This window comes from Mycobacterium sp. NTMscope_MAC_269 (assembly GCF_976985695.1).
This window is the reverse complement of sequence record NZ_OZ335668.1, coordinates 149,494-175,299: the sequence shown is the minus strand read 5'-3', so window position 1 is coordinate 175,299 and position 25,806 is coordinate 149,494. Positions and strand designations below refer to the sequence as shown.

21 protein-coding genes and 1 tRNA gene are annotated in these 25,806 nt (G+C 67.3%); 8 read left to right on the top strand and 14 right to left on the bottom strand.

The genetic code is table 11. The annotated features are described in order from the left end of the window. Positions 1-2: 2 nt before the first annotated feature. The gene (locus tag ACZ50Z_RS00830; RefSeq protein ID WP_464481838.1) at positions 3-1,061 is read left to right on the top strand and encodes a hypothetical protein; all 1,059 of its coding nucleotides are present in this window, start codon (positions 3-5) and stop codon (positions 1,059-1,061) included. A 6-nt stretch (positions 1,062-1,067) separates the two neighbouring features. Here the strand turns inward: ACZ50Z_RS00830 and ACZ50Z_RS00825 are convergent, their stop codons facing one another. The 5 genes from ACZ50Z_RS00825 to ACZ50Z_RS00805 form a co-directional block, all read right to left on the bottom strand. Further along, positions 1,068-2,150: a PDR/VanB family oxidoreductase gene (locus ACZ50Z_RS00825; protein ID WP_464481837.1), complete on the bottom strand. Its 1,083-nt coding sequence runs from the start codon at positions 2,148-2,150 to the stop codon at positions 1,068-1,070. Between the two features lie 2 nt (positions 2,151-2,152). Beyond that, positions 2,153-3,076, bottom strand: coding sequence for an alpha/beta fold hydrolase (locus ACZ50Z_RS00820; RefSeq protein WP_464481836.1), 924 nt, complete (start codon positions 3,074-3,076; stop codon positions 2,153-2,155). A gap of 17 nt (positions 3,077-3,093) precedes the next feature. Beyond that, positions 3,094-4,002 (bottom strand): metal-dependent hydrolase, encoded by a 909-nt coding sequence (locus ACZ50Z_RS00815; RefSeq protein ID WP_464481835.1) that lies wholly within the window; start codon positions 4,000-4,002, stop codon positions 3,094-3,096. Positions 4,003-4,033: 31 nt separating this feature from the next. Further along, positions 4,034-7,285, bottom strand: a complete 3,252-nt coding sequence (locus tag ACZ50Z_RS00810) for a thioester reductase domain-containing protein (RefSeq protein ID WP_464481834.1) — start codon at positions 7,283-7,285, stop codon at positions 4,034-4,036. A 443-nt stretch (positions 7,286-7,728) separates the two neighbouring features. After that, entirely contained in the window at positions 7,729-8,760 is a 1,032-nt protein-coding gene (locus ACZ50Z_RS00805; protein WP_464481833.1) for a diacylglycerol kinase family protein, read from the bottom strand. A gap of 186 nt (positions 8,761-8,946) precedes the next feature. On the opposite strand from ACZ50Z_RS00805, the gene ACZ50Z_RS00800 reads away from it, so the two are divergent. After that, a complete protein-coding gene (locus tag ACZ50Z_RS00800; protein ID WP_464481832.1) occupies positions 8,947-9,828 on the top strand; it encodes an oxidoreductase in 882 nt (293 codons plus the stop codon). Positions 9,829-9,934: 106 nt separating this feature from the next. Then, a complete protein-coding gene (locus ACZ50Z_RS00795) occupies positions 9,935-10,852 on the top strand; it encodes a DMT family transporter (RefSeq protein WP_089152117.1) in 918 nt (305 codons plus the stop codon). Between the two features lie 52 nt (positions 10,853-10,904). Here ACZ50Z_RS00795 and ACZ50Z_RS00790 read toward each other — a convergent pair whose 3' ends face one another. Both ACZ50Z_RS00790 and ACZ50Z_RS00785 read right to left on the bottom strand, forming a co-directional pair. Then, positions 10,905-12,212 (bottom strand): MCE family protein, encoded by a 1,308-nt coding sequence (locus ACZ50Z_RS00790; RefSeq protein WP_464481831.1) that lies wholly within the window; start codon positions 12,210-12,212, stop codon positions 10,905-10,907. Between the two features lie 311 nt (positions 12,213-12,523). Beyond that, positions 12,524-13,816, bottom strand: coding sequence for an MCE family protein (locus ACZ50Z_RS00785; protein WP_464486026.1), 1,293 nt, complete (start codon positions 13,814-13,816; stop codon positions 12,524-12,526). A gap of 315 nt (positions 13,817-14,131) precedes the next feature. On the opposite strand from ACZ50Z_RS00785, the gene ACZ50Z_RS00780 reads away from it, so the two are divergent. Beyond that, the gene (locus tag ACZ50Z_RS00780; protein ID WP_464481830.1) at positions 14,132-14,668 is read left to right on the top strand and encodes a hypothetical protein; all 537 of its coding nucleotides are present in this window, start codon (positions 14,132-14,134) and stop codon (positions 14,666-14,668) included. A gap of 23 nt (positions 14,669-14,691) precedes the next feature. Then, on the top strand, positions 14,692-15,180 hold the full coding sequence (locus ACZ50Z_RS00775) for a glutathione peroxidase (protein WP_042912978.1): 489 nt from the start codon (positions 14,692-14,694) through the stop codon (positions 15,178-15,180). A gap of 12 nt (positions 15,181-15,192) precedes the next feature. Here ACZ50Z_RS00775 and ACZ50Z_RS00770 read toward each other — a convergent pair whose 3' ends face one another. The 5 genes from ACZ50Z_RS00770 to ACZ50Z_RS00750 all read right to left on the bottom strand — a co-directional run bounded on the left by ACZ50Z_RS00770 (position 15,193) and on the right by ACZ50Z_RS00750 (position 18,211). Then, positions 15,193-15,966 carry an RsiV family protein gene (locus ACZ50Z_RS00770; RefSeq protein WP_464481829.1) on the bottom strand — a complete coding sequence of 258 codons (774 nt, stop codon included), beginning with the start codon at positions 15,964-15,966 and terminating at the stop codon, positions 15,193-15,195. A gap of 176 nt (positions 15,967-16,142) precedes the next feature. Next, positions 16,143-16,219, bottom strand: a tRNA-Met gene (locus ACZ50Z_RS00765). A gap of 73 nt (positions 16,220-16,292) precedes the next feature. Then, entirely contained in the window at positions 16,293-16,829 is a 537-nt protein-coding gene (locus ACZ50Z_RS00760; protein WP_464481828.1) for a cupin domain-containing protein, read from the bottom strand. A 16-nt stretch (positions 16,830-16,845) separates the two neighbouring features. Then, complete coding sequence (locus ACZ50Z_RS00755; RefSeq protein WP_464481827.1) at positions 16,846-17,541, bottom strand: nitroreductase family protein; 696 nt, start codon at positions 17,539-17,541, stop codon at positions 16,846-16,848. A 19-nt stretch (positions 17,542-17,560) separates the two neighbouring features. After that, the gene (locus ACZ50Z_RS00750; protein WP_464481826.1) at positions 17,561-18,211 is read right to left on the bottom strand and encodes an HD domain-containing protein; all 651 of its coding nucleotides are present in this window, start codon (positions 18,209-18,211) and stop codon (positions 17,561-17,563) included. A 101-nt stretch (positions 18,212-18,312) separates the two neighbouring features. Here ACZ50Z_RS00750 and ACZ50Z_RS00745 point away from each other — a divergent pair, with 101 nt between their 5' ends. Then, positions 18,313-19,293, top strand: coding sequence for a GlxA family transcriptional regulator (locus ACZ50Z_RS00745; RefSeq protein ID WP_464481825.1), 981 nt, complete (start codon positions 18,313-18,315; stop codon positions 19,291-19,293). 3 nt (positions 19,294-19,296) lie between these two features. Here the strand turns inward: ACZ50Z_RS00745 and ACZ50Z_RS00740 are convergent, their stop codons facing one another. Together ACZ50Z_RS00740 and ACZ50Z_RS00735 are read right to left on the bottom strand one after the other, a co-directional pair. Then, positions 19,297-22,266 carry a UPF0182 family protein gene (locus tag ACZ50Z_RS00740; RefSeq protein ID WP_464481824.1) on the bottom strand — a complete coding sequence of 990 codons (2,970 nt, stop codon included), beginning with the start codon at positions 22,264-22,266 and terminating at the stop codon, positions 19,297-19,299. Positions 22,267-22,339: 73 nt separating this feature from the next. Next, on the bottom strand, positions 22,340-23,362 hold the full coding sequence (locus ACZ50Z_RS00735; protein ID WP_163711537.1) for a YlbL family protein: 1,023 nt from the start codon (positions 23,360-23,362) through the stop codon (positions 22,340-22,342). Positions 23,363-23,469: 107 nt separating this feature from the next. Between ACZ50Z_RS00735 and ACZ50Z_RS00730 the strand changes: the two genes are divergently transcribed. Together ACZ50Z_RS00730 and ACZ50Z_RS00725 are read left to right on the top strand one after the other, a co-directional pair. Beyond that, positions 23,470-24,852 carry a zinc-dependent metalloprotease gene (locus ACZ50Z_RS00730; protein ID WP_464481823.1) on the top strand — a complete coding sequence of 461 codons (1,383 nt, stop codon included), beginning with the start codon at positions 23,470-23,472 and terminating at the stop codon, positions 24,850-24,852. Positions 24,853-24,888: 36 nt separating this feature from the next. Next, on the top strand, positions 24,889-25,755 hold the full coding sequence (locus ACZ50Z_RS00725; RefSeq protein ID WP_464481822.1) for a cyclodehydratase: 867 nt from the start codon (positions 24,889-24,891) through the stop codon (positions 25,753-25,755). Positions 25,756-25,806 lie beyond the last annotated feature (51 nt).

The following is a 25,806-nucleotide window of genomic DNA, read 5'->3' as shown; positions in this document are numbered from 1 at the left end:
ATATGTCTGACACGGTGAAGGTGACCGTTGACCGCGACTCGGTCGCCATGGGCGACGACGTCGACTCCCATCGCGAGTTCTGGGTCTATCTCGCCTCGGCCACCATCGATGACCTGCTGGTTGAGATTTCTTCCCACTATGTGCCGGGGATCTCCGGGCCAGCCGGGTGGTGCGTGTATCTGGATAACGACGACCAGTCGCGGCACCGGGAGATCGGCCTTGTCTATAGCCGGGATGACCTCGGGCAGCGGGATCACATCTGCAGGTTGTTGCCCGGAAAGACGACGATGGGCGATTTGGCACAACGCGTGGGGTCGGCGGAATTGGGCATCTATGCGTCCTATTTGACCTTTGATGAGGCGCGACCCCTAAGCCTCGACGAGGTTGAAGGCGGCCCCACGTTCACCGGGTGCCGGCCCACCAAGCTGGAATCCGAGGCCGCCGCCGACGCCAACCGCGACTGGGTGCTGGTGCGCGAGCTCGACCGGCTCGCACGGACCGTCGCCGGGGCGCGCCGCGACTGGGTTCGGGCCAATCTCCTGGCGGCACCGCCGCCGTGGATCGACATTTTCATCGCCCGCAACTTCCACTACCTGACCGAACTGCACTGCCCCGCCAGCATGTCTGTGGCCGCAGAGCTCCTCGGGCTCGACGCAACCCGCGACGAGGACTTGGCGGCACGGGCACACGCCGACGCGCGCCCCGTCGTCGTGACGCTCGCGATGGTGCTGGCCGCCTTCGAATGGGGAACACAGCGCGGCACGTGGCGCGTAGGGGAACGGCCATATTGCAAGGCCTATTTGGAGTTGCTCGCCCATTGCGGCTACCGGCTCTCGCCGATCGAACAGGTCATGGCCGGCCACATCAGCGTCGAGCAGCTCAAGTTCGGCGCCACGGACGCCGCCAGGCTCGATCGGATCCGCCAACTCCGCGACCAGCAATACCAGCTGCGCATGAGCCGCTACTACGCCAAGACCCTCACCGACGAGCAATACCAATCCGCGATCGGACCCGTGCACGCCGAACTGTCCCGCTTGGGAGAGCTTCCGGGACCCGTGTAGGCGTCCTCAGGCGTCGATGACCACGCGGCCGTTTTTCGCACGGGACACGCAGACCAGCATCTCGTCGCCGCCCTCGCCGGCGCTCCCCCGCCGATCGACCTGTCCGGCAAGCACTTTCACCTTGCAGGTGCCGCAGAAGCCCTGCTGGCAGGAATAGGCCGTCGTGGAATCGCGGTCAAGCATGACGTCCAGCGCCGACCGGTTGGCCGGCACGGTGAGCACCCGCTGCGAGCGCGCGAGTTCCAGTTCGAACGGCGTGCCGTCGATCACCGGCGGCGGTCCGAACCGTTCGTAGTGCAGCGGCGCGCCGGCGTGTGCGTCACGCGCACTGCGCACCGATTCCAGCAGCGCGGTCGGGCCACACACGTAGACCGCGGTCGTCGGGCCGGCGTCGGCAAGCAGGTCCGCCGCGGTGGGGATCCGGCCGCGCTCGTCGTCGGCCCACACGGTGACCCGCTCCGGCGCGACCGCCACCACGTCGTCGAGCAGCGGCATGTAGTCCCGGCTGCGCCCGGCATAGACGGCGCGCCAAGCGATTCCGCGCTGCTGCGCGGTCTGGATCATGGGCAGGATGGGCGTCACCCCGATGCCGCCGATCACGAACAACACCTCGTGCTCGTCGGTGACGAGATAGAAGGCGTTGCGGGGGCCCTCGAATTCGAGCGCATCTCCCACGGTGAAGGTGTCGTGCATCTCGTTGGAGCCACCGCCGCCGTCGGGGATGCGCCGCACGGCGATGCGATAGTCGGTGCGCCGGCCGGGTGAACCGCACAGCGAATATTGCCGGCGGCGCCCCGACGGAAGCCGGACGTCGATGTGCGCGCCGGGCGTCCAGGACGGCAGCAATCCGCCGTCCGGGTCGGCCAGCGTCAGCGCGACCACGTCGGGTGTCAGCTCCTCGCGTTTGGTGATGACCGCGGTGTTGGTCCGCGGCACGGGCAGCACCCGCGAGGGCGTCCACCGCGACGCCGACGCCATGCCGCCGAACAGGGTGCCCACCCCGTACAACGCCGTGTACATCCGGTCGCGTTTGCGCCGGCCGTAGAGGTCTGCCGGGATGCTGTCCCAAATCGCCCGCGTCACAGCCATCCTCACACCTGTCCCATGCCGTGGCGGCCCGCGGGCTCCGAGGTCAGATCGACCCACTCCCCGGTCAAACCGGCGATGACGTCGGGATGCGAGGTGACCACCCAATGGCCGCCCTCGATTCCGACTATCCTGCCGCCGTCCGGGATGGAGCCGGTAAACCGTTGCAGGGCAGGCGAAACGAAATAATCCCGGCGGGCGACGAGCACCTGCACCGGCACCCGGGTCTGCGGCAGCGGCCGCACCGGGACGAAGAACGGCGCCGGCATGTTCGCCCGGTACAGGTTGAGCCCGTTGAGGTAGTCGTCGATAGACCGGGTGGTGGCCGCGCGTTGCCGGTCGCTGCCGCGGCGGCGGCCGATGCGTTCCACCGCGGCAAAGACTTTCCCGGTGGCGCGCGCCCGGATCGCCAGCTCCGGCACCACCGGGCACAGGAAGAACCAGATGTATGACGATGCGACGGCCTGCTTGACGACGTCGAAGACGGCACGCGGTGTGCGCGGGGACCGCAGGAAGCTGCCCGCATAGTTCAGGTGCGGCCCGGAGATCGGCGTGAACGAGGCGACCTTGGCCATCACCGTGTCGTCGGTGACCGCCGCCCAGCCCTGGATCGAACCCCAGTCGTGGGCCAGCAGGTGAACCTGGCCGACCCCGAGGCTGTCGATGACCGCGCCGACGTCGGAAACGAGCTGCGGCAGAACGTAATCCGCCCGGCGTGCCGGTCTGGAGGATTTGCCGGAGCCGCGCACGTCATAGGCCACGACGTTGAACCTGCCGGCGAGTTCGCCTGCGACACCGTCCCACACGCGGTGGTTATCGGGGTAGCCGTGGATCGCCAGAACGGTGGGCCGGCGCGGGTCGATCTCCGTGTAGGCGTGGACGGCCAGCGAAACCCCGTCGGAGGCGATCACTGTGCTGGACTGAGTCATCCCGAACGCTCCGGTGTTCAATGCGACGCGCGGGCTGCGGGTGAGCGGGCCAGGTAGTCGACCGCGCGACCCACCCCGCCCAGCTGGGACGGATGGAAACTCGGCGTGTAATAGGCGCCGATGACCCGCAGGAACTGGAATGGCCCGGGCACCAAGCCCCTTCGCGCCGCGCGGAAGTAGTCGCGCCAGCGCGGTTTGGTCCCCGGCGCCAGGTACGGGTCAACCGAATACATGAACCGCACGCCCCGGATGAACAGCCACAGCAGCGCCGGCGTCACCAGCAGCTGGGTGCGCACCTGCCGCCAGTACCCGGCGCGCAGATGCTTCATGGTGTCGAACGCGACCGCCTTGTGCTCGACCTCCTCCGCGCCGTGCCAGCGCAGCAAGTCCAGCATCACCGGATCGGTGCCCAGGGCGTCGTGCTGCGGGGTGTCCAGAATCCATTCGCCCAGGATCGCGGTGTAGTGCTCGAGGGCCGCCACCATCGAGACCCGTTCGAGCAACCAGCTCTGCCGGCGGCGCCGGCTCCAGTGCGGGCGGTCACCGATGAGTTGGGTGAACAGCCAACGCATTTGGTCGGTGAACGGCGTGACGTCGATGTCGTTGGCCGCGAAGTGCCCGAGCACCCCCGCGTGCGCCTGGGAGTGCATGGCCTCCTGGCTGACGAATCCCTGCACATCACGCCGCAATTGATCGTCCTTGATCAGCGGCAGGGTGTCCTTGAACGCGTCGACGATGAACTCCTCGCCCGCCGGCAACAGCAGGTGCAGCACGTTGCAGAAGTGGGTGGCGAAGGGCTCGTTGGGCACGTAGTAGAACGGCAGCGTCGACCAGTCGAAGTCGACGTCACGCGCCTGCAGGACGATGCGCTCGTGATCGAGCGAGGCGTCATGCGGGCCCGCTGCCATGTCATCGACGGTGAACATCGTTGCCATCCCCTTTCGTGCTGGGCCGTGCTTAAGCGCTGCGCTGGGCCTCATCCTCGACTTCAGTGATCAGCCGCTCGCTGCGCAAGAACCGGACGAGGTGATCGACCGTTTCGGTCAGGGCCGGCTCGCGCAGTCGGACCGTGGCCAACCCCCGCCGGTGACGGTACTGGGTGTTGTCGTAGCGCTTGTCGCGCATCGCCGCGATCTTGCCCGCCGACCGGGTGAGGAAGTCGACCAGCGGGTACATCTGGTCGTTCGGCGTGCAACGGCGGTCCAGCTGCTCGGCGAACGAACCGATGTCGTGGTAGTCGAAGCGATACCCATAGCGTTCGGACAGGATCCGGGTGATGTCGGTGAGGTTGTAGTAGTCGTCGGCGGTCATGTTAAAGACCGCGCCCGACTCGTCCTGCAGGTCCATCAGCGCGACGATGTGATCCGCGATCAGGTCCGCCGGCAGCAGGCTGATCTGGTTGAGCGCGTTGACGGCCAGACCGTGCTCGATCATGAACGCCGTGAGGCGCACCAAGATGTCGTCCGAGCTACCGAAGCCCGCCCGGGTCGGAGAGATCAGCGACGGCCGGTAGATGCGGACGTCGAGTCCTTTCCGCTGCGCGGCCAGCGCCAGCTGCTCGCCCACCCACTTGGTTTGCGAGTAGCCGAAGTCCAGCCCGGCCATCTTCTCGTTCGCGTCCCACTCCCCGACCACCGGCTCGGTGCTCCAGCCGTAGATGAAGGTGCTCGAGACCAGGTGGAAAGTCTTGCGGTGGTTGGACATCGCCAGCCGCAACAGCTCGCGGGTGCCCTCCACGTTGGCGGGCCGCAGGGCGTCGTAGGTCCGTACGTAGTTGACCAGGGCGCCGTTGTGCACGACGGCATCGACATCCTCGGCAAGTTGCCCGAAGGCCGCCTCCCCGATGCCCAGCGCTGGCTCGGCGAGATCGCCGCAGATCACCCGCACCCGCGCCCGGACCTCGGCCTCGAGCGCCGGCGTCCAGAGCTGGGCGCGGCGCAGCGACGCGACGATGCGGTCCAGACCGTGCGCGGGGTCAGTAGCGCGCACCAGCGCGTGCACGTTGTACGACGTCCGGCCGAGCAGGCTGCCCACCAGGAACGGCCCCAGGAACCCCGTCGCCCCGGTCAGCAGGATGTCGGTGGGCGCACCGGCTCGTGCGGGCGCAAGCTCCGGCAGCGGCAGGGCCGCGTCGGCGCGCATCTGCGCGGTCTCGTATGCCTCGTAGTCGGCGGAGATCTGATCCAGCGCCCGGCGCAAAGCGTCCAGGGGTTGCCCGGATCCCTCGCCGAATTGCCGCATCAGGCCGAAGAATTCGGCCACCGTCAGCCGCTGTAACAGGCGCGTGTTGACCTCTTCGGCGAGCTCGCCCGCGCCGTGCTCGCTCAGCACGGCCTGCAGGTCGGTGCGGAGTTCGGCCAGCGCCAGCGAATCGATGCCGAGGTCGGCGAACGAGCAGTCCTCGTCGCCGGTCAGGTCGTAGCTCTCGATGAGATTGCGGAAACGCTCCAGCGGGCCGGCGCCGACCTCGAGACCCGCATTTGTCCGGGTGGCCGCCGGGTTGACCCAGCTGGTGTAGGCGGGCAGCGTCCCATCCAGCCACAGCTGGCGGGTCCGTGCGCGCCGGATCTTCCCCGAGGTGGTCTTGGGGATACTGCGCGGCGGCGCGAACACGATGGTGTGCGGATCGATGTGGCAGTACCGCCGGATCGCGCGCGCCATGGCTTTGGCGTCGGGCAGGTTGTGTTCGTCTCGCACCTCGGCGACCACCACCAGCGCCTCCTGCTCGTCGCGCTCGACCGAGAGGGCCGCGACGCACCCGCTGCGGACCTGGCCGGCCGAGCGTTCGACGACGGCTTCGACGTCGGAGGGGTAGCAGTTGACGCCGCGCACGATGATCAGGTCCTTGCTGCGGCCGCACACGAACAGCTCACCTTCGTAGAGGAAACCGAGATCGCCGGTCCGCAGATAGGTGTGTTCGTCGTCGCCGACGACGAGGGCGCCGAACATCTCGGCGGTGAGCTCCGGGCGGTTCCAGTAGCCGCGGCCCTTGGAGGGTCCGGCCAGCCAGACCTCGCCGACGCGCCCTTCGGGCAACGCCTGCCGCGATTCGGGTTCGACGATGCGAACCACGGTGTCCTCGATGGGCTTGCCGCAGCTGACCAACGGCACCTGGTTGCTGTTCTCCGGCAGCGCTTTTTCGACGCGCGCCACGTTTTTCTCCAGCCCACGCTTGTTCACCGCGATGGTCTGGCGCCCGCGGATCGACACGGTCAGGGTGAATTCGGCCATGCCGTAGGCGCCGGTCAGCGCCTCGGGCCGCAGACCGTAGTCGGCGAACCGCGACCGGAAATTCTCGAAGGTGTTGGCCCGCAAGGGTTCCGCGCCCACGACGATGCACTCGAGGCTGCTCAGGTCGATACCGGCCAGCTCGGCGGTGGGAAGCTTGTCCTCACGCAGGCAGTATTCGAGCGCGAAGTTCGGCCCCGGCGTGTGCGTGGCGCGCACGTCGCTGATCAGCCGAAGCCACGACGACGGCCGGGCGAGGAAGTCCAGCGGCGACATCGCGTGCGTGGACCCGCCCAGCAGCAGGATGAACATGTAGGCCGAGATCAGGCCCATGTCGTGGTGCTGCGGCAGCCACGAGGCCACCACCACGTCGCCGCCGGCGAAGGCGAAACCGTTGGCGATGATGTTGGCGTGACTGACGATCACGCCCTTGGGGTCGTTCGTCGAGCCCGACGTGTACTGCAGGAACAGCACGTCCCCCGGGGTGTCCGCGACCGGAGCGCCGCCGAATTCCTGGGCACCGTCAGTGGCGAACCAGGGCAGCTCCGGCACGGCCGCGTCGGACCAGGCCTGGCCACCGTGTCGCTGACCGAGCAGCAGCCGGAAGTCGTATTCGAACTGCTTGGTCGACAGCACGGCCTTGGCTCCGCAATCCCGCGCGATGAAGCTGAGCTTGGCCAGTCCGGACTCGAACGACATGGGCAGCGGGGGGCTGACCGGAACGGCGATCACCCCGATCCGCGCGCAGGCGTACAGCGCGGCGACCATCTCCAGGCCGGGCGGGTAGACGAGCAAGGCCCGCTCGCCCGCTTTGAGGCCGGCCTCTTTGGACAGGTAGGCGGCCAGCTCGCGGGTGCGGTCGGCGAAGCCCTGATAGGTGTAGTGCTCGAGTTCGCGCCCGTCGGCGTCGACGAAGCGGAAGAGGGTCTGGTCCGGCTTCAGCGCTTCCCACTTGTGCAGGTAATCGATCAGCGTCTCCATCGTAGGAGCGACCCCCTTCCAGGTTCGGGCTGAGCCCGGGAACGACTTCCGTCATGAATATAAAACCAATGTAGCCCCGCCGGCCGGTGAAGAGCAAAACACTTAGCAGCATTAATGGACGATGCACAACACATTCACAGCTGTGACTTAAGCGGCAAATTCAATTGCATAAATGCTGATCTACGACGATACGGACTTCAGTATCTCAGTGGCATACGACCAGGGATTATGGGCACGCGATGTCCTCAGATACTGATCTACGGATGTACTAATCCACGTAATTCAGATTCCGGTCACGCGGCCTGTGATAACCCTTTCACCCGCCTGGCCGAATAGTCAATTCGCAAAGCATGGAAAAGCATTTCCATGGTCGGATTACCGGGGGTTTCTACGCGCGCGGCACGGCGCCGGAAGCGGATTGCGGAACTATGCAGTGGCAGCTGTCACGACCCGGTCGCGCCGCGCGCCCGGGCGATGGTGGACGGCGCGACCTGCGCGATGCGAATCCGCGGCCCCGCTCGGGCCACGAGCTTTACGATGCCCAGGAAGCGTTCCCCGTCGATGATGGGTGACAGCGGCTCGTCCTCGGCTTCGATGATCATCTCGTGGCCATTGACATCCCGCAGCCCCTTGCCGCGGAGCATGCCGTTGGTCAGCGCCGTGGGAAGCTGCGCCACGATCCTCGAGGGCCGCAGGTACCCGGCCTGAAAGTGCAGCGCGCCGGGCTCGGACGCCTTGGGGAACAACCGTAGGGGCCCGCCGATGCGCAGATCGATCGCGCCCGCGTGCAGCAGGCTGTGCGTGCGCGACGGCACCTCGTCGCCGTCGATGACCACGCGGGCGCTCGTCGGGGTGAACAGGATCGAGGCGTAGTTCGGGGTCTTCACCCGACTGGGGGCGACCTTGGAAGTGATGTAGTCGCCGAAGCTGCGACCGATCACCCGCGCGACGGCCAGCCGACCGTGATCGGGGGCGTCGTAATACCGGTCATAGAAGCGGTTACCGACGCCGCCGGCGGCCAGCCCGAAGCACAACCGGTGAAACGCTTCGCCATCCGCGGTTTCACCGTCGAGCACCAACGTGTCCAGGCACACCTCGGGCGGGGGCTGATCGGCTTCGGCGGCGGCCGTCAACGCGCGGATGATCGTCTCCGGCCGACCACGCACCCGGGCCTTGCGGGCGACGGCGTTCACGCTGCCCCCGTTGGAGGGGACGAACACCGGCCAGCGTTCCGGATCCCCGATGCATCGCTCGGTTTCGTTGATCAACCAGTGCAGCGCGCCGTCGCCGCCGTCGCCCACCAGGTGGGTGACCCGGGGACCCAGCTCCGCGATGGTGTCGCGGAGGTCGTCGGTGGACGCGGTCTCGCGCACCTCGCCGAACGGACCGACGAGGCGACGCAACTCGTCGATGCGCTCGCGGGGGGCGGCACGATTCTTCCGCGCCTGCGGATTGACGATGACGCCTAGATACATCCGGCGATCCCCCACGCGTACCTGACAAAACACCGCTGGCGTGCTACGCGCGCCGGTGGGATGTCGCTGGTCATCCCAGGCACGATACCTGCGAGCGCCGCGGGACGAGCAAACCGTCCTCGGCGCCACCGCACGGCGGATCGGCCCGGCGGCGCCCTCGGCAGGTGCGTAGTTAGGGTGTCTGCCATGGCCGATTGGACCGCAGCGGAGCTGCCCTCGTTCGCCGGACGGACCGTCGTCATCACCGGGGCCAACGCCGGGCTGGGCGAGATCACCGCCCGCGAGTTGGTCCGGGTCGGTGGCCACGTCATCCTGGCCGTCCGCAACACCGACAAGGGTCAGACCGCCGCCGCCCGCATGGCCGGCCCGGCACCCGGCCGGGCCGAGGTGCGCCAGCTCGATCTGCAGGACCTGTCGTCGGTGCGGCGCTTCGCCGACGGCATCGAAACGGTCGACGTCCTGGTCAACAACGCCGGCATCATGGCCACCAAACACGCGGTGACCGTCGACGGCTTCGAGGGCCAGATCGGCACCAACCACCTCGGACATTTCGCGTTGACCAACCTGCTGTTGCCCAAGCTGGCCGATCGTGTGGTGACAGTGTCCTCGCTGATGCACCACTTCGGCTATATCAGCCTCAAAGACTTGAACTTTCGGTCGCGGCCGTACTCGGCGTGGCTGTCCTACAGCCAGTCGAAGCTGGCCAATCTGCTGTTCACCAGCGAGCTGCAGCGGCGTCTGGACGCCGCCCCCACGTCGGTGCGCGCGCTGGCCGCCCACCCCGGCTGGTCGCACACGAATTTGCAGGGCAACTCCGGCCGCAGATTCGGCGACGCGGCGGTCCTGGCGGTCGACCGCCTCGTGTCGACCGACGCGGATTTCGGTGCCCGCCAGACGTTGTACGCGGTGTCGCAGGATTTGCCGGGCAACACCTTCGTCGGGCCGCGGTTCGGGCTGTACGGCCGCACGCAGCCGACGTGGCGCAACTGGCCGGCCAAGCGCGCCGGTACCGCCGCCGCGCTCTGGGATCTGTCCGAGCGGCTCACCGGAACCACATTCCCGCTCTGAGCGGGTGGCGCCGCTGCGGGCGGGCAACCACGGGTCGCGCCCGTCGGCCGGGCGGCGATTAAATTAGTAGTTCGAGCACAAGCCATGTGGGTGAGGAGGTTATGCCATGTCCGACGTGCATCTGGCGGCCATTCTCGCCCTGTGCGCCGCGCTGGCATCCGCGATCGGCAACGTCGTCCGTCAGCGGTCCGCGCAGGAGGTCACCGACCAGCGGGTGGGCCACCTGACATTGTTCGGCATGTTGCTGCGCGACACCCGGTGGTGGTTGGGCGGTTTGGGCGATATCGGCAGTTACGTGCTGCTGGCCGCCGCCCTGGACAAGGGCTCGGTGTTGCTGGTGATGTCGCTGCAGGTGACGGCGCTGCTGTTCGCGCTGCCGATTTACGCACGGGTGACCCATCACCCGATCACGCGACGGGAGTGGACGTGGGCGCTGTTGCTGGCGGTCGCGCTGGCGGTGCTCATCGCGATCGGCGACCCGACCGGCGGTCAGCAACGGGCGCCCCTGCAGACATGGCTCGTAGTGGCCGCGGTGATCGGCCCGCTGCTGTTGCTGGGCTTGCTGGGCGCCCGCATCTGGGTGGATCGTCCGATCGCGGCGCTGCTGCTGGCGGCGGTGGCCGGAACGCTGCTGGCGGTGTTCGCGGTGCTGATGAAGGGCGTCGTCGACATCCTCGAGCGTCACCCGGGGCAGGTGTGGCATTCCTTCGAGCTCTATGCGCTGGTGGGCTGCGGGGCGGCGGGCATGATCTATCACCAGTCGGCGTATCGGGCCGGCGCGCTCACGGCCTCGCTGCCGACGATCATCGTGGCGAAGCCGGTGGTGGGCGGGATCCTCGGGATCGTCGTGCTCGGCGAGACGCTGGCGGCCGACGGCTGGGAGTGGGTTGCTCTCGCGGTGACGGCGGTGGTGGTGATCGTCGCGACGGTGGGCCTGGCCCGCGGCGAGGCGGCCACCATGTCCGCCGGCGCCGGGCGCGACGTGAAGCCCACCGACCGGCCCAAGGCGGCCTCCCAATCCTGAGGCAGGCCTGACCGGGCACGCGGATCACGGCCTCCGCCAATATCTTTCGCCGCTAGGGGTTGATGGTGTTGTCGCCTACCTGGCGTCCCCAGACGTACTCGATCGCGTACGGCGATCCGGTGTCCAGGTGGTTGTAGGGCGCGATGCTGTTGCCGGTGTCCATGACCAGTTCGGGCGCCGGCCACAGGTCGCGGGTGACTTTCTGCCAGCAGCCCGGCGCGCCGCCGGGGCCGCCGCGGGCGTTCACCCGCGGCAGGTTCTCGGGCCAGATGTAGGGGTTGGGCGCGCCGCCGACGACCCCGGCGACGCCGCCCACCAATGACGCGATGACGGGCACCGCGGACACCGGGTTCGCGATCAGCCCCAGCCCGGAGAGCACCTCGGTGTCCATGTTCAGCGAGTAGCCGTTGAAGCCGCCCTCGGCCGCGCCCGTCGCCGGCAACGCGTCGTGTTCGCTGCGCATCAGGCAATAGATTTCGGGGCTGTAGGTGTCCAGCAGTTGGGCGGTCGGGATGAGGTCGGCGGCCCCGCGGGCGAGGTACGGCCCGCCCTTGCTGAACAGATCCGCACCGGTGTTGCCGAACCCGGCCGCCGACAACAACGCCTGATCCAGATCCTTTTGCTGCGCGTTGATCGTGCGCGACGTGATCACGGCGTTGTTCAAGAAGTCGAACAGATCCGGCGACGCGTCCGCATACGTGTCCCCCAACGCCGCCAACCGCTGAATATCCTTGCGTGCCTGCGGCATCCGCGGATTCACCTCGTCGAGAACCGTGTTCGCGTTCACCACCGACTGTCCGAGCTTGTCCCCCAACCCCGACAACGACTGCGCCGCCGCACTCAACGTCAGATTCAGCTTCACCGGATCGACCTTCTGCGCGATCGAGGTGATCGTCTGAAACAGGGTGTTGATCTCGGTGGTCACCGAGCGGGCGTCGAGCACCGCGTGCGGCGAAATCTTCTGCGGCGACGGATGCGCCGGGGTGGTCAGCGACACATACTTGCCACCGAAGACCGTCGTCGCCTTGATATCGGCATTCACATTCGCCGGAATCAGGGATAGGTATCGCGGGTAGACCTCGAGGGTGAATTTGGCCGCCGGCTTGCCGTCGCGCACCGTCTCCGCGATCTTGCCCACGCGGCCGATCTCCACCCCGTTATAGGTCACCTTCGACCCCGGATCCATCACCAACCCGGCCCGCGACGCGAGCATCGTCAATTCGTCCTTGGGCGTGAAACCTCCCCGGAACTGGACGTAGACGAGGCTGAAGATGACCGCGAGCACCACCACCGTGGCCGCGGTGATCAACTTGTAGGGCGGCTCGCGGGAGTCGTTGATCTGGACGGGTGAACCTTCCACGGCTACACCACGAACCCGAAGGACGGCCGCGCTGCTCCGCAAGGAGCCGGCCAGGTATGCGGTTGGTTATTCAGGTAACCCACCGCTGCCCCTCACGTCGGTGCCGCGGCCCGGCGGCGCTGCGGCAAATCTCTCCCCCGCCTCACTGCCCTTTACCAGGGGCTCTGTACACAGATGCAATAACGAAGACCAGTGCAATGTACCGCGACGCGCTGGCACGGACAAAGAAACGGCGATCAATCCCTCCGCGCGCGGCGGGCCGCCAACCATGTCGGCTCGCGAATGATGGTTCCCGGCAAGTCTTTCGCGCGCTAGGGGTTGATGGTGTTGTCGCCAACCTGGCGTCCCCAGACGTACTCGATCGCGTACGGCGATCCGGTGTCCAGGTGGTTGTAGGGCGCGAGGCTGTTGCCGGTGTCCATGACCAGTTCGGGCGCCGGCCACAGGTCGCGGGTGATCGGCTGCCAGCAACCCGGGGCGCCGCCGGGGCCGCCGCGGGCGTTGACCCGGGGCAGGTTCTCGGGCCAGACGTAGGGGTTGGGCGCCCCCCCGACGACCCCGGCGATGCCCCCGAGCAGCGAGGCGATGACCGGGACCGTCGCCACCGGGTTGAGCAACAGCCCCAAGCCCGAGGTGACCTCGGTGTTCATGTTCAAGGAGTAGCCGTTGAAGCCGCCTTCGGAGGCGCCGGTGATGGGCACGATCTCGTGGTAGTTGTACAGCGTGCAATAGATTTCCGGGCTGTAGGTGTCCAGCAGCTGCGCCGAGGGCACCAGGTCGGCCGCACCGCGCGCCAGATACGGCCCGCCCTTGGTGAACAGTTCGGCGCCGGTGTTACCGAACCCGGCGGCCGACAACAACGCCTGATCCAGATCCTTTTGCTGCGCGTTGATCGTGCGCGAGGTCACCACCGCGTTGTTCAAGAAGTCGAACAGATCCGGCGACGCGTCCGCATACGTGTCGCCCAGCGCCGCCAACTGTTGAATGTCCTTGCGCGCCTGCGGCATTCGCGGGTTGACGTCATCGAGCAGCACATTGGCGTTGACTATCGACTGCCCGAACTTGTCCCCCAACCCGGCCAACGACTGCGCCGCCGCGCTCAACGTCAAATTCAACTTGACCGGATCAACCTTCTCCGCGATCGAGGTGATCGTCTGAAACAGCGTGTTGATCTCGGTGGTCACCGAGCGCGCATCCAGCACCGTGTGCGCACTGATCTTCTGCGGCGACGGATTGGCCGGCGTCGTCAGCGACACATACTTGCCGCCAAAGACCGTCGTCGCCTTGATATCGGCATTCACATTCGCCGGAATCAGGGATAGGTATCGCGGGTAGACCTCGAGAGTGAACTTGGCCGCCGGCTTGCCGTCGCGCACCGTCTCCGCGATCTTGCCCACCCGGCCGATCTCCACCCCGTTATAGGTCACCTTCGACCCCGGATCCATCACCAACCCGGCCCGCGACGCCAGCATCGTCAGGTTGGCCTTCGGGGTGAAATCACCACGGAACTGCCCGTACACCAGGGCCAAAATCACCGCGAGCACGAGTAACGCGGCGATAGCGACCCATTTATAGGGCGGGTTGCGTTGCGAGTTGATCTGCACGGGCGAACCGGGACTTTGATGTCTCGACACCACCGTCGCCGCCCCTCACGTTCGCGCCACGCGCCTTCTGTGGTCTGTGGCGAACCGCGTCCCCCGGGTCAGAGCCGATACCGGGGGCCCTTGCAAACAAGGATCATGAAAATGTACCGCGGCGGCCACGCGTATGCGAACCACCATTCACAAAACTCCGACCGGCGCCTCTTCCAGCGGTCAACTTTACGAGACGCGACGGTGCCTGGGCGATCGCCCCGTCTTCGGTGGCGGTGCGGGTCTACGCTCGGGTAGCGGCTCGGATACCGGCAAGAAAGGTGCGCAATGCTCGCAGCGTTCGGATTCGAAACCCTGGGCGTGGTCGTCGGGGACATGTACTTCATCGACCCCTCCCCGCTCGAAGGTCAGGAAACCCCGGAGCGGGGAGTCAGACTCGAACTGCGCCTCGTCGACCGGGCCGCGCCCCAGGGCTCGATCTACGCCGGCGTCCCGATCGCCTTCACGCGGCCGGTGTGGCGGGTGGACCTGTTCGGATCCACGGAGAGCCCGCCGGGCACACTGGACCGGGCCCATCACCACCCGCGTTTCGACGGCTGGGAACCCGGACGCCGACATTTCGTGCCCGAGTTGTCGGCCGACCCGGTGTCGTGGTTGGCCGAGCAGTTGGCCGACCCGGACACCGTGCTGGCCCGGGCGGGCGTGGATGCAAGCGAGGTCAGCGAGGCCGATCGCAGCGGGCTCGCCGCGGCGGCCCCGGAGATCGTCGCCGCGGTGAAGCGGTTGCTCGACGGCGTGCGAGACGGGGAGCTGGCCCCGGCCCCCGCACAGCCGGTCGCCGCCGCCCGCACCGGTTGGCTCTAGATCGTTGCGTTAGCGTCGTCGGCGTGACCCTCAAAGACATCGCCCTGATCACCCTCGACGGCCGGCCGACCACGCTGGCCGAATTGTCCGACGGCGCAACGCTCGTCGTCAACGTGGCCTCCAAGTGCGGGCTGACTCCGCAGTACACGGCGCTCGAGAAGCTGGCCAAGGACTACCGCGACCGTGGCCTGACGGTCGTGGGTGTCCCCTGCAACCAGTTCATGGGCCAGGAACCGGGCACGGCCGACGAGATCGCGCAGTTCTGCTCGACGACCTACGGCGTGACGTTTCCGCTGCTGGCCAAGACCGACGTCAACGGCGACGACCGCCACCCGCTCTACGCCGAGTTGACCAAGTCCGCCGACGCCGACGGCCAGGCCGGAGACATCCAGTGGAACTTCGAGAAATTTCTCCTCGCGCCCGACGGTGCCGTGGTGCAGCGCTTCCGCCCCCGCACCGAGCCCGACGCCCCCGAGGTCATCAGCGCCATCGAGGGCGTGCTGCCGCGATAGGTTCCGCCTTCGCTACGCGAGCATGGGGTCGATTGCGGAGCGCGGTACCAGCACCTGCGGGGCGCCTGCCGCGTCGGGCAGCATCTTGCCTTGGTCGAAGAAGAAGATCACCCCGTCGTTGGTGACGGCGAAATTCTGGTAGTTCGCCGGGTCGTAGGCCGCGGCCGGCGCGACGGTCACCGGCGGCGGCGTCGGCGTCTGGCTCGCGGGCGGCGCGGGCTGCGACTGGTTGGCCGGCGGCGCGGGCGGCGCGGTCTGCTTCTGCAATTCGCTCTGCACGATCGGCGCGACGGTCTGCAGCGGGTCGTCGACGCGCCACAAGGGCGTGTTGTTCTTGTCGTCTGACGCCGCGGTCCACACGATCGCCTTGCGATAGGTCTGGTCCCAGTTGAACGACTTGTACGTCGTCTTGGGGGCGCCGGTGCTCTCGACGATCTTGAACACCACGGCCTCGGTGCCTCGCGGCGGTATCGCCGATCCGTAATTTGTCGACGAGATGGTCAGCTGGTAGGGCTGATCGCGGGGTGCGGAGGATTTGGCGACATTGAGGAAATCGTCGCGCTCCTTAGCAATGAATTCGGCCACGGACTTCTGGTCGGGGTAGCTGATCGGAAAGCTGATGTCGAGGTTGTAGCCGGGGTCGGCCATCTGAATCTTGCACGCCTGGCCGGTGTTGGCGCCCTTGAGCTCGGCGCAGTAGTCCTTCGGCGGCGCGGCAGCGGCGACGCCGGCAGAGCCGAAGAGAACGAGGGCCGTGGCGGACGCTGCCACTTTGAAGCTGCGCATATGGGTCTCCTCCGACAACTCGCGGTACCGGTGCGACGGATGTGCGACGGATGGAGGTAAAGATAAGCCATCGCGCCGCCGACCATGATCGCCGGACTTCCTGAGAGGGCTGATCGACGAGTGCTTCCCACGGCTTGAAAACGGCCCCCGGAGCAATCTCCGGGGGCCGTTTTACCTGGTAGCGGGGACAGGATTCGAACCTGCGACCTCTGGGTTATGAGCCCAGCGAGCTACCGAGCTGCTCCACCCCGCGTTGGTGAATGTCAGGTTACCGAACCGGTGTCACGGCGACCAAATCGCGCGCTCAGCGGGGCCTCTGGCCTCGTTCAGTGTGACGGCGGGTTCAGTCCGTAGCGCTGCGCGATGTCGTCCATCCACTCCGGTGACCCGTAGGTCAGCCCGTATTTGTCGGCGAGTTCGCCGAACTCGGGCAACTCGTGCAGCGGCAAGCCGGCCGGGTCGTCGGCGTGCTCGAGGAGCAGCTCACCGAGTTCGCGGAAATAGTTCTCGAAGCCGCCGGGCGTGATGACCTCGATGATGCGGCCCGGCTCGCTGCCGGCGTTCCACATCGCGTGCATCTGCCCACGCGGCTTGGTGATGTAACCGCCGGGCCCCAGGACGACCTCGCTGTCGTCGGAGCGGAAGCCGATCTCGCCCGCCAGCACGATCGAATGCTCGTCCTCGCGGGTGTGCCGGTGCGCCGCGGTGAGCAGGCCGACCTCAAACGGGTGCTCGACGATCGACACTTCACCGCCGTTGGTCTTGCCTGACAGCTTGAAGACGGCCCCAAAACCCGGCAGGGCAACGTAATCGCCTTCCCCGGGCTGGACCACCGTGACCCCGATTCCGTTCGCGTCGCTCATCTGACTTCCTCCTTTTTCAGAACCCGACCGCGGTAGCCGTGCCATGAGGCGGCCAAAGCGGTTGCGGCACTTCGACGCCGAACGGCTTGTCCCAGCCGTTGCGGGACGAAACCTCGTGCACGGGATGGCGATTGGCCGCGACACCCCATTTGCCACGCGGATAGCCGAGGGCCAGCATGGCCGACATCGTCCAGCCTTCCTCGACGGGAACGCCCAGGAGCTCGTTGACCCGGTCCGCGAAATTGCGGAGCACCATCGTCATGACACCGCCGACACCCTCGGCCCGGGCTGCGAGCAACACGCTCCAGATCGCCGGGAAGATGTTGGCGCCGCCGAGGTCGTCGATCGCAAAGACGAAGAGCAACAAGGGAACTTCTTCGAAATGGTCGGCCAGGTAATCCCCCGAGCCTTTGATGCGGCGCATGGTTTCGGCGTGAGCGGCCACGTCGGCACCGGGTGCGGGCGCCACCATGGGTCCAGCCCCCGTCCCGAACTTCTCGTATTCGAGCGCGCGGGCCCGGCGGAACAGTTCGGCGAACTCGCGGATGAGTGCCGGATCGTCAACGGCCACAAAGTGCCAGCGCTGGGTGTTGGCCCCATTGGGGGCGCGCACGGCCGCATCCAGGATGCGGGCCTGCGTGTCCAGCGGAACCGGATCCGGCCGCAGCCGCCGCATCATCCTGGTGGTGTACAGCGCTTCGTAGATGTCCATCTGTCTACTCCCTTTCGGGCTATTCCGGCCAGCTGTTGTGCAGGATCTTGTCGACGAAGTCGACGCGCCCGAAGGTGGGATCGAAGTGCGCCAGCACGTCGGCGTTCATGGTGCCGTCGGTGGTCCGCGGCCGGTGCTTCATGCCGTCGTTGAACGCCGCGAGGATGCGCTGCTTGAACTGCGGGCGCGGGTGGGCGGCGGTCACCGCGGCCAGCGCCTCGGGAGCCAACTGCTCGCGCCCGACGCCGACCACGTCTACTTCGACACCGGCCTGCAGCAGGGCGACTTCGGGCGCCAGAAACTCGGGCACGCCCGGGGTGGTGTGCAGGGCGATGCCGAGCCACACCGTGTCGGCGTCGGCCTGGTCGGCGCCGGCGTCCATCAGGAAGTCCCGCGCGGCGTTGGCGCCGTCGACCTCGAAGCGCACGGTCGAGCTGCGGTAGTGCTCGGTCAGGCCGACGTCGTGGAACATCGCGGCGACGTAGAGCAGCTCCAAGTTGGGTTGCACCCCGCGGCGCAGGCCCTGCAGGGCGCCGAAGAAGTAGACCCGCCGGGAGTGGTTGAACAGCAACTCGTCTTCGGTGTCGCGAATGAACTCGGTGACCTCGCGCGCCAGCGCGCTGTCGGGCACGTGGATGCCGGCGATGGTGTCGATCGAGCTGGTGGTCATTATTTCGTCTCCTTCTGCGGTGACCGTCGTGCTCAGTGTGCGACGGGCCGGGCGATCCGACGCCGGCCGTTTGAGCCGTGAACTCCTCAGAAAGCGACACAATGGCTGACGTGGCGCACGCGAAAAAGCATTCGCGGGTGGTGGTCATCGTCGTCTTCGACGGCGTGACGCTGCTCGACGTCGCCGGGGCGGGTGAGGTCTTCGTCGAAGCCAACCGGTTCGGCGCGGACTACCGACTCAAGATCGCCTCGGTGGACGGCGGCGACGTGACGAGTTCGATCGGGACCCGCTTGGGGGTCACCGATCGCCTCTCGGCCATCGATTCCGCCGATACCGTCCTGGTGGCCGGCAGCGACAACCTGCCCGGGCGGCCGATCGACCCAGCGCTCGTCGAGGCCGTCAGATCCGTCTCCGCACGCACCAGACGGATGGCGTCCATTTGCACGGGGTCGTTCGTCCTCGCGCAGGCGGGCCTGCTCAGCGGCCGGCGCGCCACCACGCACTGGCACGACGCCCGGCGGTTGGCCCGGGCGTTTCGGGACGTCACCGTCGAGCCGGACGCGATCTTCGTCCGCGACGGCGACGTGTTCACCTCGGCCGGGATCTCCTCGGGCATCGACCTGGCGCTGGCGCTGGTCGAAATGGACTACGGGACCGAGCTGGTCCGCGACGTCGCCCGGTGGCTGGTCGTTTACCTGAAACGTGCTGGCGGACAGTCACAATTCTCGGTGCTGGTCGAGGCCGATCCCCCGCCGCAGTCGCCGCTGCGCGCAGTCACCGAGGCCATCGCGGCCGACCCCGGCGCCGACTACAACGTGAAAAGGCTTGCGGCCCTGGCGTCGTTGAGCACGCGGCAGCTCACCCGGCTGTTTCAATCCGAGCTCGGCATGACTCCGGCACGCTACGTCGAATTGGTTCGCGTCGATTTCGCCCGTAACGCGCTCGAAGCCGGCCGTTCGGTCACCGAGACCGCGGGCATGGCCGGCTTCGGCAGCATCGAAACGCTGCGCCGCGCTTTTGTCAGCCACCTGGGCATCAGCCCGAAGGCGTATCGGGACAGGTTCCGAACCGCCTACGCGTGAAGGCTATTTGGTGTTGTTGTACTTGGTGATCGCGTCGTCCAACCGCTGCAGCGCAGCGCCGTAACCGGCGAAATCACCCTTCTTCTGCGCATCCTTGGCCGCGCCGATCGCTGCCTGGATCTCTTGCAGCACAGCGGCTTTGGCCGGTGACAGCGACACCGATCCGTCCGGCGCCGGCGGGACGGCCGCCGGCGGTGGGGATCCGGGTGTCGCGGCAGGCGCCGGCGGGGACGCCGCGGGCGTTCCCGCTTCGGTGGGCTGAATCCCCGTTGCCGCCGCGCCCGCGCCGGGACCGAACAGCCCGGTGAGCGCGTCGCGCACGGTCGGGCCGTACCCGATCTTGTCGTTGTACATCATCGCCACCCGGATCAGCCGCGGGTAGGACGATGCCGCGTCGCTGGCGCCCGGGGATGCGTACACGGGTTCGACGTAGAGCAAACCGCCCTGACCGACCGGCAAGGTGAGCAGGTTGCCCCACCGGATCCGGTTCTGGTTGTCGCGCCCGATCACCCCGAGGTCCTGGGATACCGCCGGGTCGGTGGTGATCGCGTTGTTGGCCAGCTTCGGCCCGTTGACCTGGCCCGGGATGGTCAGCACAGTGATCCGGCCATACGTCGCCGGGTCGGAGCTGGCGCTGATGTAGGCGGCCAGGTAGTCGCGCTTGAACCGGTTCATCGCGCTGGTCAACTGATACGACGACGAATTGTCGTTCTTGGCAATGTTTTTCGCGACGATGTAATAAGGGGGCTGATAGCTGCTGGCCGTCGGGTTCGGGTCCAGCGGCACGTCCCAGAAGTCCGACGTGGAGAAGAACGTCACCGGGTCGTTGACGTGATACTTCGCCAGCAGCATCCGCTGCACCTTGAACAGATCCTCGGGGTAGCGCAGGTGTTCGGCCAGCTCGGGGCTGATGTCGCCCTTGGGTTTGACGGTGCCCGGGAACACCCGCATCCACGCCTTGAGCACCGGATCCTGTTCGTCTTGCTGATACAGGCTCACGGTGCCGTCGTAGGCGTCCACGGTCGCCTTGACCGAGTTGCGGATGTAGGAGACCCGCTTGTCGGGTGCGAGCCTGTTGAACGCCACCTCGTTGGAGTCCGCGGTCGCCGACTCCAGCGACGTGAGTTCGGAATACGGGTAGTTGTCCAGCGTGGTGTAGCCGTCGATGATCCACACCAGTCGCTTGTTGACGATCGCCGGGTACACCGAGCTGTCGGTGGTCAGCCAGGGCGCCACCGCCTCCACCCGCCGCGCCGGGTCACGGTTGAACAGGATCTTGCTGTTCGAACCGATCACGTTGGAAAACAAGAAGTTCCGCTCGGCGAACTTGGCGGCGAACACGCTGCGCGACAGCCAGTCGCCAAGGGGAACGCCGCCGAGTCCGGTGTAGGTGTAGTTCTTGGTCTCGTTGCTGGTCTCGTAGTCGTATTCGCGGTCGGCGCCGTTGCGCCCGACGATCGCGTAGTCCGCCGACGTGTTGGAGATGACGGGCCCGTAGTAGACGCGCGGCTGGTCGAGCGGCGCGGGACCGTCGGACACCACGTTGCCGTTGGCGCCAACGACGTTGACCAGAAATTCCGGGTAACCGCCGTTTTGGTTGGGGTCGTTGGCGATTCCGCGCACCGTGTTGGCCGGCGACGCGATGAACCCATTGCCGTGGGTGTAGACCGAGTGCCGGTTGATCCAGTCGCGCTGGTTGTCGATCAGGCGGTCGGGGTTGAGTTCGCGGGCCGCCACGACATAGTCCCGCAACGACCCGTTGCGGTCCAGGTAGCGGTCGATGGAGAGCTGGTCGGGGAAGTAGTAGAAGTTCTTGCCCTGCTGGAACTGGGTGAACGCCGGGCTGACGATGGTCGGGTCGAGCAGCCGGATGTTGGAGGTGGTCGCGCGGTCGTCGGCGACCTGCTGGGCGGTGGCCTGCGCGTCGCCGGTGTAGTTGCGATACGTGACCACGTCGGCGGTCAGGCCGTAGGCTTGCCGCGTCGCGGCGATGCTGCGGCTGATGTATTCGCTTTCCTTCTGCGCCGCATTGGGTTTGACGCTGATCTGCTCGACGATCAGAGGCCAGCCGGCGCCCACGATCAACGACGACAGCAGCAGCAGCACCAGCCCGATCGCGGGAATCCTCAAGTCCCGCAGGACGACCGCGGAGAACACCGCGCCCGCGCAGATGAGCGCGATCGCCATCAGGATCAGCTTCGCCGGCAGCACGGCGTTGATGTCGGTGTAGCCGGCACCGGTGAAGGGCTTGCCGCCGCGGGTGTGCGACAACAGCTCGTAGCGGTCCAGCCAGTAGGCGACCGCCTTGAGCAACACCAGCAACCCGACCAGGGTGACCAGCTGGATCCGCGCCGAACGGCTCAGCGCGCCGGTGCGGCCGGAGAGCCGAATGCCACCAAAGATGTAGTGGGCCAACAGGTTGGCCACGAACGCCAGGAACACGGCCACGAACAGGTAGGACAGCAGCAACCGGTAGAACGGCAACTCGAACGCGTAGAAGCCGAGGTCCTTGCCGAACTGCGGGTCTTTGATGCCGAAGTCTCCGCCGTGCAGGAACAGCTGGATGCGCACCCAATAGCTTTGCGCGATGATGCCGGCCAGCAGGCCGATCGCCACCGGAATGCCGGCACTGACCAGGCGCAGCCGGGACAGGACCAGGGCGCGGTAGCGCGCCACCGGATCGTTGTCGTTGCTCGGCACGAAGACCGGGCGGGTGCGGTAGGCGACCGCGAGCCCGGCGAACACGATGCCGCCCACCAGCAGCCCGGCGATCACAAAGACGACGAATCGGGTGACGAGCACGGTGGAAAACACCGAGCGGTAGCCGAGCTCGCCGAACCACAGCCAGTCGACGTAGGCGTCGATCAGCCGCGGGCCCGCGAGCAGCAAAGCGATCACACCCAGTGCGATCAGGATCAGAATTCGACTACGCCGAGTCAGCTTCGGCATTCTTGCGGTGGGCCGCATCCCCACTGGCTACGCTCCCTGATCGATTGCTAGACGGTGACAACTCTACGCACTGCACAACCGGCGATCCCGCGCTCGTCTAGCAACTCGGCGGCTGCCCACCGGACGTGATCGCGTGCAGCGCATCCACTGCCTGGCCGAGCGTCTCGACTTTGACCAGCCGCAGCCCGGACGGATTGTCCGAACTGGCCTCGTAGCAGTTCTTCGCCGGCACCAAAAACACCGTGGCCCCCGCCGCGTGCGCGGCGACCATCTTGTGGGTGATGCCGCCGATCTGGCCAACCTTGCCGTCGGCGGTGATGGTCCCGGTTCCGGCGATGAAGTTCGAGCCGGCCAGGCCGCCGGTGGTCAGCTTGTCGACGACGGCGAGGCTGAACATCAGTCCGGCGGACGGCCCTCCGATGTTGGCGAGGTTGAAGTCCACGACGAACGGCGCCCACGGCGCATCGAGCACCGCGACGCCGACGAAGCCGTAGTCACGGTCCTTGTTCGCGCCCAGCGTGATCTGCGCCACACCGGCCGGTTCGTTCTTGCGGCGGTAGTCGATCGTCACGGTCTGTCCGGGTTTGGTGTTCTTCAGCAGCCCGGTGAAGGCGTCGACGGTGGCGACCGGGGTGCCGTTGACCGCGTCGATGGCGTCGCCGGCCTTCAGCTTGCCCGCCGAGGGGCCGGGTTCGGGGACCTTCGCCACCGTGACCGCCGACGGGTACTTCAAATAGCCCAGCGCCGCATATTCGGCGCTGTCCTCGGATTGCTTGAAGTCCGCGCTGTTGGCCTTGTCCACTTCCTCGCGGGATTTGCCGGGCGGGTAGATGATGTCGCGCGGCACCAGCTGTTCCTGATCCGAAAGCCACAGCGTCAGCGCCTCACCCAGCGTCAGGTCGTCACGCTGGGACACCGTCGTCATGTTCAGGTGACCGGTGGTCGGATGCGTGAGGGTGCCCTGGATCGCCACCACCTGCTTGCCGTCGACCTCGCCGAGCGTGTCGAAGGTGGGGCCGGGGCCCAGCGACACGAACGGCACCGTCACCACCGCCAGCAACACACCGAACACCACGATCGGCACCAGCGCGACCATCAAGGTCAGGATGCGCCTGTTCACGCCGAATACACTAGACGGAGCGCGCCGCCGGTCATTCGGCTGCAAGGGGTCCGAGTACGAGGTTCAGCTACAAGCTGACCCGCCGTCGCGCGCCTTCCGATCCCACGGTGAGTACCGTTGGGGTCATGGCTGACCTGCCGTTCGGCTTCTCCCCCGGGGAGGACCCCGACAAACACGGGAAAAAAGATCCCGACTCGGGCTCGAACCCGTCCGACCCGTTCGCCGCGTTCGGCATGAGCGGTGATTTCGGCATGGGCGACTTGGGGCAGATCTTCACCCAGCTGGGTCAGATGTTCAGCAGCGCGGGCACAGTCGGACCCGGCGGAACGAGTTCGGGGCCGGTCAATTACGAATTGGCGCGCCGCGTCGCGTCGAACTCGATCGGGTTCGTGGCGCCGGTGCCCGATACGACGAACTCGGCGATCGCCGACGCGGTGCACCTGGCCGAGACCTGGCTGGACGGAGCGACGGCGCTGCCCGCGGGCACCGCCAAGGCGGTGGGTTGGACTCCCGCCGACTGGGTCGACAACACGCTTCAGACGTGGAAGCGGCTGTGTGACCCGATGGCCCAACAGATTTCGACGGTGTGGGCGGCGTCGCTGCCCGAGGAAGCCAAGAGCATGGCCGGCCCGCTGCTGCAGATGATGTCGCAGATGGGTGGCATGGCGTTCGGCTCGCAGCTCGGGCAGGCGCTGGGCCGGTTGTCCCGCGAGGTGTTGACGTCGACCGACATCGGTTTGCCGTTGGGGCCCAAGGGAATTGCGGCGATCATGCCCGACGCCGTCGAATCGTTCACCACCGGGCTGGAGCGTCCGCGCAGCGAGATCCTGACCTTCCTGGCCGCGCGCGAGGCCGCCCACCACCGGCTGTTCAGCCATGTCCCCTGGCTGTCGAGCCAACTGCTGGGCGCGGTCGAGGCGTACGCGATGGGCATGCAGATCGACATGTCCGGAATCGAGGAGCTGGCCCGTGACTTCAATCCGGCGTCGCTGTCGGATCCGGCGGCGATCGAAAACCTGTTGGGGCAAGGTGTTTTCGAGCCCAAGGCCACGCCGGCGCAGACGCAGGCACTCGAGCGCCTGGAGACGTTGCTCGCCCTGATCGAAGGGTGGGTGCAGGTGGTGGTGGCCGCCGCCCTGGGCGACCGGATTCCCGGCGCGGGTGCGCTCGGCGAGACGCTGCGCAGGCGCCGGGCCAGCGGAGGCCCGGCCGAGCAGACCTTCGCCACCCTGGTCGGGTTGGAGCTGCGGCCCCGCAAGATGCGCGAAGCCGCCGCGTTCTGGGAGCGTCTGACGCAGGCCGCGGGCGTCGACACCCGCGACGGCATTTGGCAACACCCCGACCTGCTGCCCGACGCCGAGGACCTCGACGAGCCGGCCGGTTTCATCGACCGGATCATCGGCGGTGACACCAGCGGCATCGATGAGGCGATCGCCAAACTCGAGCGCGAGGGCCCCGACTCCGACGGCCCCGACGCTGTGGATAACTGACCGGAGCCATCGCCGTCGGCGTGACACAGTGGCGCGGTGACTCAGCGGTGTCAGGCCGTGCTCATTCGCTATGCGCTGGACCCGGCGCTGCCGGTATTGCTGCGGCCCGACGGCGCCGTCCAGGTCGGCTGGGATCCCCGTCGCGCGGTGCTGGTGCGTCCCCCGAGCGGCTTGGCCGCCGCCGCGCTGGCCCCACTGTTGCGGTCCATGTCGTCCCCGACGGCGCTGCCGGAGTTGCAGCGACGGGCGCGTGACCATGGCTTGACCGACGCCGAGGGCCTGCAAAACCTGGTGGCGCAACTGGTCGGCGCCGGGGTGGCGACCGTGTGCGGAGGCCCGCGCGGCCGGGCCCCCTCGCTGCGCGTGCACGGCCGCGGGCCGATCTCGGAGCTGCTGGTGGAGTCGTTGCGCTGCTCGGGCGCCCGGATCGCGCACAGCAGCCAACCACACGCCGCGGTGTCGGCCGGCGACGTCGACCTGGTGGTGCTGTCCGACTATCTGGTCGCCGACCCGCGCCTGGTGCGCGACCTGCACGACCAGGGCGTCGCGCATCTGGTGGTGCGGGTGCGCGACGGCATCGGGCTGGTGGGTCCGCTGGTGATCCCCGGCGTGACGAGCTGCCTGGCCTGCGCGGACCTGCACCGAAGGGACCGCGACGCGGCGTGGCCGGCGATCTGCGCGCAGCTGCGCGAAACCGTCGGCGTCGCCGACCGCGCCACCGTGCTGGCGACCGCGGCGCTGGCGCTGTCCCAGGTGAACCGGGTGATCGCGGCCGTGCGCGGGCAGGAGGCGGACTCCGAAGCCGAACCGCCCCAGACGCTGAACGCGACGCTGGAATTCGATCTGCACGCCAGCGCGATCGTCGCGCGGCGGTGGGAAAAGCACCCGTTGTGCTCCTGCTGATGCGCAACGGGCAGGCTGACCTGCGCCGGCGAACGGTGACAACGAGCGTTG

Coding starts and splice junctions, on each gene's coding strand:
- ACZ50Z_RS00830 (WP_464481838.1), top strand. CDS start 3: ATGTCTGACACGGTGAAGGTGACCGTTGACCGCGACTCGGTCGCCATG.
- ACZ50Z_RS00825 (WP_464481837.1), bottom strand. CDS start 2,150: ATGGCTGTGACGCGGGCGATTTGGGACAGCATCCCGGCAGACCTCTAC.
- ACZ50Z_RS00820 (WP_464481836.1), bottom strand. CDS start 3,076: ATGACTCAGTCCAGCACAGTGATCGCCTCCGACGGGGTTTCGCTGGCC.
- ACZ50Z_RS00815 (WP_464481835.1), bottom strand. CDS start 4,002: ATGTTCACCGTCGATGACATGGCAGCGGGCCCGCATGACGCCTCGCTC.
- ACZ50Z_RS00810 (WP_464481834.1), bottom strand. CDS start 7,285: ATGGAGACGCTGATCGATTACCTGCACAAGTGGGAAGCGCTGAAGCCG.
- ACZ50Z_RS00805 (WP_464481833.1), bottom strand. CDS start 8,760: ATGTATCTAGGCGTCATCGTCAATCCGCAGGCGCGGAAGAATCGTGCC.
- ACZ50Z_RS00800 (WP_464481832.1), top strand. CDS start 8,947: ATGGCCGATTGGACCGCAGCGGAGCTGCCCTCGTTCGCCGGACGGACC.
- ACZ50Z_RS00795 (WP_089152117.1), top strand. CDS start 9,935: ATGTCCGACGTGCATCTGGCGGCCATTCTCGCCCTGTGCGCCGCGCTG.
- ACZ50Z_RS00780 (WP_464481830.1), top strand. CDS start 14,132: ATGCTCGCAGCGTTCGGATTCGAAACCCTGGGCGTGGTCGTCGGGGAC.
- ACZ50Z_RS00770 (WP_464481829.1), bottom strand. CDS start 15,966: ATGCGCAGCTTCAAAGTGGCAGCGTCCGCCACGGCCCTCGTTCTCTTC.
- ACZ50Z_RS00760 (WP_464481828.1), bottom strand. CDS start 16,829: ATGAGCGACGCGAACGGAATCGGGGTCACGGTGGTCCAGCCCGGGGAA.
- ACZ50Z_RS00755 (WP_464481827.1), bottom strand. CDS start 17,541: ATGGACATCTACGAAGCGCTGTACACCACCAGGATGATGCGGCGGCTG.
- ACZ50Z_RS00750 (WP_464481826.1), bottom strand. CDS start 18,211: ATGACCACCAGCTCGATCGACACCATCGCCGGCATCCACGTGCCCGAC.
- ACZ50Z_RS00745 (WP_464481825.1), top strand. CDS start 18,313: ATGGCTGACGTGGCGCACGCGAAAAAGCATTCGCGGGTGGTGGTCATC.